This is a genomic window from Hydrogenophaga sp. (genome assembly GCF_051007235.1).
Taxonomy (GTDB): domain Bacteria; phylum Pseudomonadota; class Gammaproteobacteria; order Burkholderiales; family Burkholderiaceae_C; genus Hydrogenophaga.
Genome location: NZ_JBPCSJ010000533.1, coordinates 1 through 7842, shown reverse-complemented (window position 1 = coordinate 7842; position 7842 = coordinate 1). Strand labels below are relative to the sequence as shown.

The 7842-nt window shown below is 70.0% G+C and carries 12 protein-coding genes and 1 pseudogene; 10 read left to right on the top strand and 3 right to left on the bottom strand.

The features are described 5' to 3' along the window. Positions 1-329 (top strand): annotated as a pseudogene (locus ACR2JA_RS18975) (pyridoxamine 5'-phosphate oxidase family protein); the annotation flags it as partial. A gap of 4 nt (positions 330-333) precedes the next feature. Here ACR2JA_RS18975 and ACR2JA_RS18970 read toward each other — a convergent pair. Beyond that, a complete protein-coding gene (locus tag ACR2JA_RS18970) occupies positions 334-1128 on the bottom strand; it encodes a tRNA-uridine aminocarboxypropyltransferase (RefSeq protein WP_434010623.1) in 795 nt (264 codons plus the stop codon). Between the two features lie 84 nt (positions 1129-1212). On the opposite strand from ACR2JA_RS18970, the gene ACR2JA_RS18965 reads away from it, so the two are divergent. The 7 genes from ACR2JA_RS18965 to ACR2JA_RS18935 all read left to right on the top strand — a co-directional run bounded on the left by ACR2JA_RS18965 (position 1213) and on the right by ACR2JA_RS18935 (position 5202). After that, positions 1213-2388, top strand: a complete 1176-nt coding sequence (locus ACR2JA_RS18965) for a Gfo/Idh/MocA family protein (protein ID WP_434010622.1) — start codon at positions 1213-1215, stop codon at positions 2386-2388. A 108-nt stretch (positions 2389-2496) separates the two neighbouring features. Next, a complete protein-coding gene (locus tag ACR2JA_RS18960) occupies positions 2497-3126 on the top strand; it encodes a DUF938 domain-containing protein (protein ID WP_434010621.1) in 630 nt (209 codons plus the stop codon). 45 nt (positions 3127-3171) lie between these two features. Beyond that, positions 3172-3657: a YeeE/YedE family protein gene (locus ACR2JA_RS18955; RefSeq protein ID WP_434010620.1), complete on the top strand. Its 486-nt coding sequence runs from the start codon at positions 3172-3174 to the stop codon at positions 3655-3657. Next, positions 3654-4085, top strand: coding sequence for a DUF6691 family protein (locus ACR2JA_RS18950; protein ID WP_434010619.1), 432 nt, complete (start codon positions 3654-3656; stop codon positions 4083-4085). Before ACR2JA_RS18955 ends, ACR2JA_RS18950 begins: the two co-directional genes overlap by 4 nt. A 30-nt stretch (positions 4086-4115) precedes the next feature. Beyond that, positions 4116-4694 carry a thioredoxin fold domain-containing protein gene (locus ACR2JA_RS18945; RefSeq protein ID WP_434010618.1) on the top strand — a complete coding sequence of 193 codons (579 nt, stop codon included), beginning with the start codon at positions 4116-4118 and terminating at the stop codon, positions 4692-4694. Positions 4695-4768: 74 nt separating this feature from the next. After that, positions 4769-4915 carry a hypothetical protein gene (locus ACR2JA_RS18940; RefSeq protein WP_434010617.1) on the top strand — a complete coding sequence of 49 codons (147 nt, stop codon included), beginning with the start codon at positions 4769-4771 and terminating at the stop codon, positions 4913-4915. A gap of 5 nt (positions 4916-4920) precedes the next feature. Then, a complete protein-coding gene (locus tag ACR2JA_RS18935; protein WP_434010616.1) occupies positions 4921-5202 on the top strand; it encodes a DUF427 domain-containing protein in 282 nt (93 codons plus the stop codon). Between the two features lie 22 nt (positions 5203-5224). On the opposite strand, the gene ACR2JA_RS18930 is transcribed toward ACR2JA_RS18935, so the two are convergent. Together ACR2JA_RS18930 and ylqF are read right to left on the bottom strand one after the other, a co-directional pair. Continuing rightward, positions 5225-5626 (bottom strand): carboxymuconolactone decarboxylase family protein, encoded by a 402-nt coding sequence (locus ACR2JA_RS18930; protein WP_434010615.1) that lies wholly within the window; start codon positions 5624-5626, stop codon positions 5225-5227. Between the two features lie 32 nt (positions 5627-5658). Next, positions 5659-6642 (bottom strand): ribosome biogenesis GTPase YlqF, encoded by a 984-nt coding sequence (ylqF, locus tag ACR2JA_RS18925; protein WP_434010614.1) that lies wholly within the window; start codon positions 6640-6642, stop codon positions 5659-5661. Positions 6643-6749: 107 nt separating this feature from the next. Here ylqF and ACR2JA_RS18920 point away from each other — a divergent pair, with 107 nt between their 5' ends. Both ACR2JA_RS18920 and ACR2JA_RS18915 read left to right on the top strand, forming a co-directional pair. After that, on the top strand, positions 6750-7220 hold the full coding sequence (locus ACR2JA_RS18920; protein ID WP_434010613.1) for an SRPBCC family protein: 471 nt from the start codon (positions 6750-6752) through the stop codon (positions 7218-7220). A 19-nt stretch (positions 7221-7239) separates the two neighbouring features. Beyond that, the coding region (locus ACR2JA_RS18915; RefSeq protein ID WP_434010612.1) for a class I SAM-dependent methyltransferase at positions 7240-7842 on the top strand (603 nt) is incomplete at its 3' end.

Below are 7842 nucleotides of genomic sequence, written 5' to 3'. Positions count from 1 at the left end.
TGTTTCTGCTGCCGGGCATGGACGAGACGCTGCGCGTGAACGGCCGCGCCTGGCTGTCCACCGACGCGGCCCTGCGCGAGCGCTGCACCGAAGAACCCACCGGCCGGGTGCCCCGGCTGGTGCTGCGCCTGCGGGTGGAGGCGGCGTACCTGCACTGCGCCAAGGCGCTCATGCGCTCGAAGCTGTGGGACCCGGCGCAGCACGTGGACCGCGCCCGCCTGCCCAGCATGACGGAGATGATGCGCGACCAGATCCGCGAATTCCGCGGCGAGGAGATCGCCGCCGAGACGCAGGAACAGATGCTGGAGCGCTACCGCCAGACGCTGTGAAGGCTCAGCCGGCCAGCACCGCGTACAGGCGCTGGTGCACCGGGCTGTCCAGCGGTACGGGCTGCTGGCGGCGCATGCTCAGGTAGTGGGCGCTGAAGACGTCGAACCAGGCGTCCAGCGCGTCGGCCGCGCGCCCGTCGCCGGCCTGCGCCAGGCACAGCGCGGCCACTTCGGCGGTGCAGAAGTGGTGGTCTTGCGCAGACCGGCGCAGCCGGTAGCGCGAGGCGGTTTCGGGGTGCAGGCCCAGCACCGGGAACGGGTCGAGGTACGGGCTCTTGCGGAACATCTTGCGGGCCTCGCTCCAGGTGCCGTCGAGCAGGATGAACAGCGGGCGCTTGCCCGCAGCATCGCCCGTGCCTGCAGCGGGCAACACCTCGACCACCGCGCGCCCCGGCTTCGCGTACTCGGGCGGGAACACCACGCACGGCGCCCACTGCGGGTCGGACAGCAGGGAGAGCAGGTCGGGTTCGACCTCGGTGCGTGACCACTGGAAGGCCCAGGTGTCGGGCACCACGTCGGCGATCAGCCAGCCGGTGTTGCTGGGTTTGAGGGTTTCGATGTCGCCCATGAGCAGGCACACACCGGCGTGGGTGGCCACCTGCGGGCGCAGCGCGCAGATGCACAGGTGCGTGGCGAGACGGCAGCGCGGGCAGCGCTGCGCGTTGGCCCCGCGGGCCACGAAGGGCTTGCTGCTGGCGGCCAGGCGCGTGGTGCGCAGGCGCGAGACGGCGTGTTCGACAGGGATTGCGGCGGGGGGCACCACCGGGGTGCTGGAGATGTTCGGCTCGGAAACGGTCATGGAGCGACTGTATGCGCTGCGCGGCGGGTGGCCGCCGCTGCGTTCACAATGCCAGCCCGACCCACCGCCGCCACCCGACACGACATGAACACCGCCGCCGCACTGAACCCCGTCATCGCCCAGCTGGGGCGCCGCCTGCGCCTGGCCGTCATCGGCGGCGGGCCGGGCTCCTTCATCGGGCCGCAGCACCGGCAGGCCGCGCGCACCGACGACCGTTTCGAGATCGTGGCCGGCGCGCTGTCGTCCGACCCGCAGGCCTCGGTGGCCGCTGGCCGCGCGCTGGGCCTGGACCCACAGCGCTGCTACCCGGACGCGATGGCCCTGCTGGCGGCCGAGGCAGCGCGCCCCGACGGCGCCGATGCCGTGGCCATCATGACGCCCAACCACCTGCACTTCCCGCAGGTCATGGCGGCGCTGGAGCACGGCTTTGACGTGATCTGCGACAAGCCCATGACCAACACCCTGGACGAGGCCGAGGCGCTGCGCGCGAAGGTGCAGGCCAGCGGCCGCGTGTTCTGCCTGACGCACAACTACAGCGGCTACCCGCTGGTGCGCCAGGCGCGCGCCATGGTCGCGGCCGGCGAGCTGGGCGAGGTGCGCATGGTGCAGGTGGAGTACGTGCAGGGCGGGCGCGCCAAACCCGGCCCCGGTCGCACCGCCTGGAAGAGCGACCCGGCGCGCGGCGGCGCCTCGCTGGTGCTGGGCGACATCGGCACCCACGCGCACCAGCTGCTGCGCTACATCACCGGGCTGGAGGTGGCCGAGGTGGCGGCCGACGTGGGCTGTGCGGTGCCCGAGCGCACGGCGCACGACGTGGCCGGCGCGCTGCTGCGCATGGGCAACGGCGCGCGCGGCAGCTTCTGGGTGACGCAGGCCGCAGCCGGCATGGAAAACGGCCTGCGCATCCGCGTCTGCGGCGCGCTGGGCACGCTGGAATGGGCGCAGGAACACCCGCAGCAGCTGCTGTTCAAACCGCTGGACGCGCCGGCCCAGATCCGCACACCACGCGGGTCGGGCACGCTGCCGCTGGCGCTGCGCTCCTCGCGCATCGCGGCCGGCCACCCGGAGGGTTACCACGAAGCCCTGGCCAACCTCTACGCCGACGCGGCCGAAGCCATCGCGGCCCGCCGCAGCGGCCAGCCGGTGGACCCGCTGGCCCTGTACTTCCCGACCGAGCACGACGGCTGGATGGGCGTGCGCTTTGTCGATGCGATGTTGCGCTCCAGCCAGGCCGGTGGCGTCTGGACGCGCGCCAGCTGAGCGCGGGCGCACAATCGGCAGCGCTTGGTCATGCCCCTCACACGAGGGATGTGCACCGCTTCGCGTGCTGCGAAGCGGTGTTCCAATGCCCCCACTTTGCACACCACCATGACCCAGTTGCCCGAAAGCCCCGCCGCCGAACGCAACAAGCAGCCCATCCTGGAGCAGCTGCAGCACCTGCTGCCGCCCCAGGGGCGCCTGCTGGAACTGGCCTCGGGCACGGGCCAGCACGCGGCCTGGCTCGCAGCCGGCCTGCCGGGCTGGCGCTGGCAGCCCACCGAGGCCAACAGCGCGGCGCTGCCCACCATCGCGGCCTGGGTGCAGCGCGCAGGCGTGACCAATGTGCGCCCGCCCTGTCTGCTGGACGTGGCCCAGGCCACCTGGCCCAGCGACGACGAATCCCTGGCCCGCGACTTCGAACAGCCGTTCGACGCCATCTTCTGCGCCAACCTGCTGCACATCGCGCCGTGGTCGATCTGCCAGCCGCTGATGAACGGCGCGCGCCGCCACCTGGCGCCCGACGGCCAGCTGCTGCTGTACGGACCGTTTATCGAAGGCGATGTGCCCACCGCCGCGGGCAACCACGACTTCGACGCCAGCCTGCGCCGGCAGCACCCGGACTGGGGCATCCGCCAGCGCGAGGCGGTGGAGCGCTGCGCCCAGGCCGCCGGGCTGCGGCTGCGCCACCGCCTGCCCATGCCGTCGAACAACCTGCTGCTGCTGTTCAAGCGGGCCTGACCGCGGCCCTGCGCGGTCGTGGCCAGGGCGGGATAATCGCCCGCCATGGACGTTTCCCTCACCTCCCTTTCCCTCTTTCCGCTGGGCTGGCAGCACTACCTGCTGGGCGGCCTGTGCATCGGTGCCGGCGTGGCGCTGCTGTTCGTCTGCACCGGCCTGGTCGGCGGCATGAGCTCGGTGTTCTCGTCCACCTGGTCGTACCTGCTGCGCGCGCCCTATTTCCAGCAGGCGCGCTACACCGACACGCGCGGCTGGCGCCTGGTCTACGCATCCGGCCTGATCGCCGGCGCGCTGGTGTGGTGGCTGGGTTTTTCCGACGGCACGCCGCTGCACACCAAGGTGCCCGTGTGGGCGCTGGTGGTGGGCGGCTTCTTCGTGGGCTACGGCGCGCGGCTGGGCAACGGCTGCACCTCAGGCCATGGCATCTGCGGCCTGGGCTCGATGCAGTGGCCGTCGCTGCTGGCGGTGCTGACCTTCATGGCCACCGCTTTCATCACCGCCAACCTGGTGGCGTTGTGGGGGCTGGCATGAGCAGCGTGTTCAAGATGACGCCCGCCCGGGCGCTGGCGGTGCTGGCCAGCGGTGCGCTGTTCGGTTTCGGCCTCTCGCTCTCGACCATGGTGCAACCCGAGGTGGTGTTGAGCTTTCTGCGTTTTGCGGACTGGGGCCTGATGCTGGTCATGGGCGGCGCCGTGGTGGTCACCCTGATCGCCTATGCCCTGGCGCCGCGTGTGCTGGGCCGGCCGCTGCTGGGCGACTATTTCCACCAGCACGTGAGCACCTGGAACCGCGACACGCTGCTGGGCGCGGCGCTGTTCGGCGTGGGCTGGGGCCTGTGCGGCGTCTGCCCCGGCCCGGCCATTGCGGGCCTGGGCACCGGCAACACCGACCTGCTCTGGGCGCTGGGCGGCATCGCCGCCGGCGCGCTGGCGCAGGGTCTGCGCGCCAGCCGCGGCTGACCCGCCCTCTTCACCCAAGGAACCGACACCATGCTGCAACGCCGACACCTCACCCTGGGCCTGCTGGCCGCCTCTGCCACCCTGGCCCTGACCGCCTGTGGCCAGGCGCAGGACAGCGCCCAAAAAGCCCCGATCGCGCCCGACCAGGCCCTGGCCACCCTGGCGGCCGAAGGCAAGGGCTTCACCGTGGGCGCCAGCATGGCGGCGCGCACGGTGTATGTGCTGTTCGACCCGCAGTGTCCGCACTGCGGCCACCTCTGGCAGGCGGCCGAGCCGCTGCTGGGCAAGGCGCGCTTCGTGTGGATGCCAGTGGACTTCATCGGGCCCAAGAGCCTGCCGCAAGGCGCGGCGCTGCTGCAGGCAGCCCAGCCACAGGAAACCATGACCGCGCACGAACAGTCGCTTCTGGCCGGTGCAGGCGGCATCGGCGCGTCGTCCAGCATCCCGGCCGACATCGAAGCCGCCATCAAGACCAACACCGAACTGCTCAACCGCCTGGGCGCCGAGTCGGTGCCCTTCATCGTGGCGACGTCGGCCAGCGGCCAGCCGGTGCTGCAGGCCGGCGCCATGGACACCGCGGCCCTGGCGGCGCTGCTGGGCCTGTCATAGGCCAGCGCTGCCGGGTTTACCATTCCCCCAGGTGCCGCGTGTCGCGGTGCCCCACACCACCAACGGAGATCCCCATGGGCAAGGAACAGCGCAACGAAAAGATGAGCAAGAAGCCGAAGAAAGACACCTCGGCTCCCAAGGGCCCGGTGTCGTCGGACCGCCCCATGGCGCCGACCACGTCGGTGATCCCGCGCGGCAAGGACAAAGACAAGTTCAAGTGAGCCGGATGAAAGCGGTCTGGAACGGCGCCGTGGTCGCCGAGAGCGACGACACGGTGCTGGTCGAAGGCAACCACTACTTTCCCGAGAGTGCGCTCAACCGCGCCTACGTGACCTTCAGCAACCACCGCACCACCTGCCCCTGGAAGGGCGAAGCGAAGTACCTGTCGCTGCTGGTCAACGGCGAGCTCAACGCCGACGCGGCCTGGTACTACCCGGACCCAAAGCCCGAAGCGGACAACATCCGCGGGCGGGTGGCGTTCTGGAAGGGCGTGAAGATCGAGGGCTGACGTGCCCTCACCGGCCGCGCGGTCAGCCGCGGTCGAACACCGGGTCCACCGGGACCTGCAGCGCGGTCGCCAGCTGGTTGGTCTTGGCCGCCAGCGCCACGATGGACAGCAACTCGGCGTGCTGTTCGCGCGTCATGCCCTTGGCGGTGGCCGCCGCCGTGTGCGAATGCACGCAGTAGCCGCAGCCGTTGATGATGGACGCGGTGATGTAGACCAGCTCCTTGGTCAGCGGGTCCAGGCTCGACGGCATCGCCATCACCCGCTTGACCTCGGCCCAGGTCTGTTCCAGCAGCGCCGGGTCGAAAGCCAGGTAGCGCCACATGTTGTTGATGACATCCGTCTTTCGCGTGGCGCGGATGTCGTCGAACACGGCCTTGACGCGCGGATCGGCTTCGGGGTTGGCGGGCGGGGTGATGGTGGACATGGTGGGTGTGTGCAGAAAGCTCGGTGGACCGATCACCGCGACTTGCGCGGCGCCTTGCGCTGGTCCACCTTGGGTTGGCGTTCGGGGCGGATGTGGCCGTCCTCGCGCAGCTTGTTCTTGCGCGCGGCTCGGTCGGCGTCGGCCTTGAGGCCGGCCTTGAGCCAGCGGCCGAACTGCTCGGGCGTTTCCAGCGTCACGCGGCCGATGAGCAGGCTGCGGAAGTCCGAGATCACCAGCTCGGCGGCCTTTTGCAGATTGATGCGGCCACCGCTGATCAGCGCGCCGCGATGGCGGCCGATGTGTTCCAGCAGCGTGTCTTCGGGCGTCTGCAGCAGCGCCTCGGGCGTGAGGCCGAATTTGTAGCGCGCCTCCATGAGCGCCGGGTAGTGCTCCTTGAGGTGGGCGAGCAGTTCGTAGGCCACCTCTTCCTCGTCGTAGGCGTTCTTGCCCACCGCGCCGCTGGCGGCGAGGTTGAAGCCGCTTTCGGGCACCACGATGCGCGGCCACAGCATGCCCGGCGTGTCATAGAGGTAGAAGTCGTCGGCCAGGGCGATGCGCGATTCGGTGCGCGTGACGCCGGCCTCGTCACCGGTCTTGGCCGCGCGCTTGCCCTTGAGGGTGTTGATCAGCGTGGACTTGCCCACGTTGGGGATGCCGCAGATCAGCACCCGCATGGGCTTGACCATGCCACCGCGCTTGGGCGCGAGCACGAAACAGGCGTCGATGAGCGCGCGGGCGGGTGCGGCGTCGCTGGCGTCCAGCGCGATCGCGCGGGTGTTGGGCTGGGCGTTGTAGTGGTCGAGCCAGAGCTCGGTGCGCACCGGGTCGGCCATGTCCTGCTTGTTGAGCACCTTGAGCGTGGGCCGCCCGCTGGTGAGCTCGGCCATCAGCGGGTTGGCGCTGCTGCCGGGCAGGCGGGCGTCGAGCATCTCGATCACCACGTCGATCTCTTTCACGCGCTCGCCGATGGCCTTGCGCGTGAGGTGCATGTGCCCGGGAAACCACTGGATGCTCATTCGGCTGTTCTTTCTGGATGGCGCTGCTTTAGGGTCGGCGCTCTGGCGACCGGCGGTGGCTGCATGCCACAATGAATTTTCACCCCCAACCACACGCGTGGAGACACATGGCCATCACCGTGAAGATCGATCTGGGCTACGAATTCGAAGTCAAGGCCAAGGCGGCCGAGGTGTTCGAGGTGTTGTCGGATGTGCCGACATCTGTGGGCCATTTTCCCAAAGTCGAACAGCTGGTCGACATGGGCGGCGGTGTCTACCGCTGGGAAATGGAAAAAGTGGGCACGGCGCAGGTCAACATCCAGACCGTGTACGCCAGCAAGTATGTGTCCGACAAGGCCAAGGGCACGGTGAAATGGACGCCGGTCAAGGGCGTGGGCAACGCCCAGGTGGGCGGCCACTGGAAGATCGTGGACAACAAGAAGTCGACCGGCATCACCCTGGACATCCAGGGCGAGGTGGAGGTGCCGCTGCCCAGCCTGATGAAGATGGTGGTGGTGCCCGTGGTGCAGGGCGAGTTCGAAAAGCTGGTCGAAAAATACATCGACAACCTGATCCAGCGCTTCGGCGGCGAGGTCTGAGACCAGGCTGCCGCGCAACATGGCCTGGCGCCCCTGGCAGGACGGCTTCTTCCCCTGCGCGCTGGACCTCGCGTGCGGCCTGCCCATGGTCACGCGCATGCGGCAGAAAGTGGTGCCGCTGGCCCATGGCCGCGTGCTGGAGGTGGGCATCGGCACCGGACTGAACCTGCCGCACTACGACAAGGCCCGCGTCCAACACATCACAGGGCTGGACCCGGGGGTGGAATTCCAGCCCCGCGCGCGCCGGCGCATCGCAGCGGCCGGCCTGCCGGTGGACCTGCTGGGCCTGTCGGCCGAACGCATCCCGGCCGCCGACGCGAGCTTCGACTCGGTGGTGGTCACCTACTCGCTGTGCACCATCCCGGACCCGCTGGCCGCGCTGCGCGAGATGCGCCGCGTGCTCCGGCCCGGTGGCGAACTGCTGTTCTGTGAACACGGCCGCGCGCCCGATGCCGGCGTGGCGCGCTGGCAGGACCGGCTGCAACCGCTGTGGGGTCCACTGGCCGGCGGTTGCCACCTCAACCGCGACATCCCCGCCCTGCTGCAGGCCGCCGGCTTTGCGTGCCCGGTACTGCACACCGGCTACCTGCCCGGCCCGCGGCCCTGGACCTACCACTATTGG

Bases quoted from the DNA above. Each gene is read 5' to 3' on its own strand.
- ACR2JA_RS18965 (WP_434010622.1), top strand. From the start codon at position 1,213: ATGAACACCGCCGCCGCACTGAACCCCGTCATCGCCCAGCTGGGGCGC.
- ylqF (WP_434010614.1), bottom strand. From the start codon at position 6,642: ATGAGCATCCAGTGGTTTCCCGGGCACATGCACCTCACGCGCAAGGCC.
- ACR2JA_RS18930 (WP_434010615.1), bottom strand. From the start codon at position 5,626: ATGTCCACCATCACCCCGCCCGCCAACCCCGAAGCCGATCCGCGCGTC.
- ACR2JA_RS18970 (WP_434010623.1), bottom strand. From the start codon at position 1,128: ATGACCGTTTCCGAGCCGAACATCTCCAGCACCCCGGTGGTGCCCCCC.
- ACR2JA_RS18920 (WP_434010613.1), top strand. From the start codon at position 6,750: ATGGCCATCACCGTGAAGATCGATCTGGGCTACGAATTCGAAGTCAAG.
- ACR2JA_RS18960 (WP_434010621.1), top strand. From the start codon at position 2,497: ATGACCCAGTTGCCCGAAAGCCCCGCCGCCGAACGCAACAAGCAGCCC.
- ACR2JA_RS18935 (WP_434010616.1), top strand. From the start codon at position 4,921: ATGAAAGCGGTCTGGAACGGCGCCGTGGTCGCCGAGAGCGACGACACG.
- ACR2JA_RS18940 (WP_434010617.1), top strand. From the start codon at position 4,769: ATGGGCAAGGAACAGCGCAACGAAAAGATGAGCAAGAAGCCGAAGAAA.
- ACR2JA_RS18950 (WP_434010619.1), top strand. From the start codon at position 3,654: ATGAGCAGCGTGTTCAAGATGACGCCCGCCCGGGCGCTGGCGGTGCTG.
- ACR2JA_RS18945 (WP_434010618.1), top strand. From the start codon at position 4,116: ATGCTGCAACGCCGACACCTCACCCTGGGCCTGCTGGCCGCCTCTGCC.
- ACR2JA_RS18955 (WP_434010620.1), top strand. From the start codon at position 3,172: ATGGACGTTTCCCTCACCTCCCTTTCCCTCTTTCCGCTGGGCTGGCAG.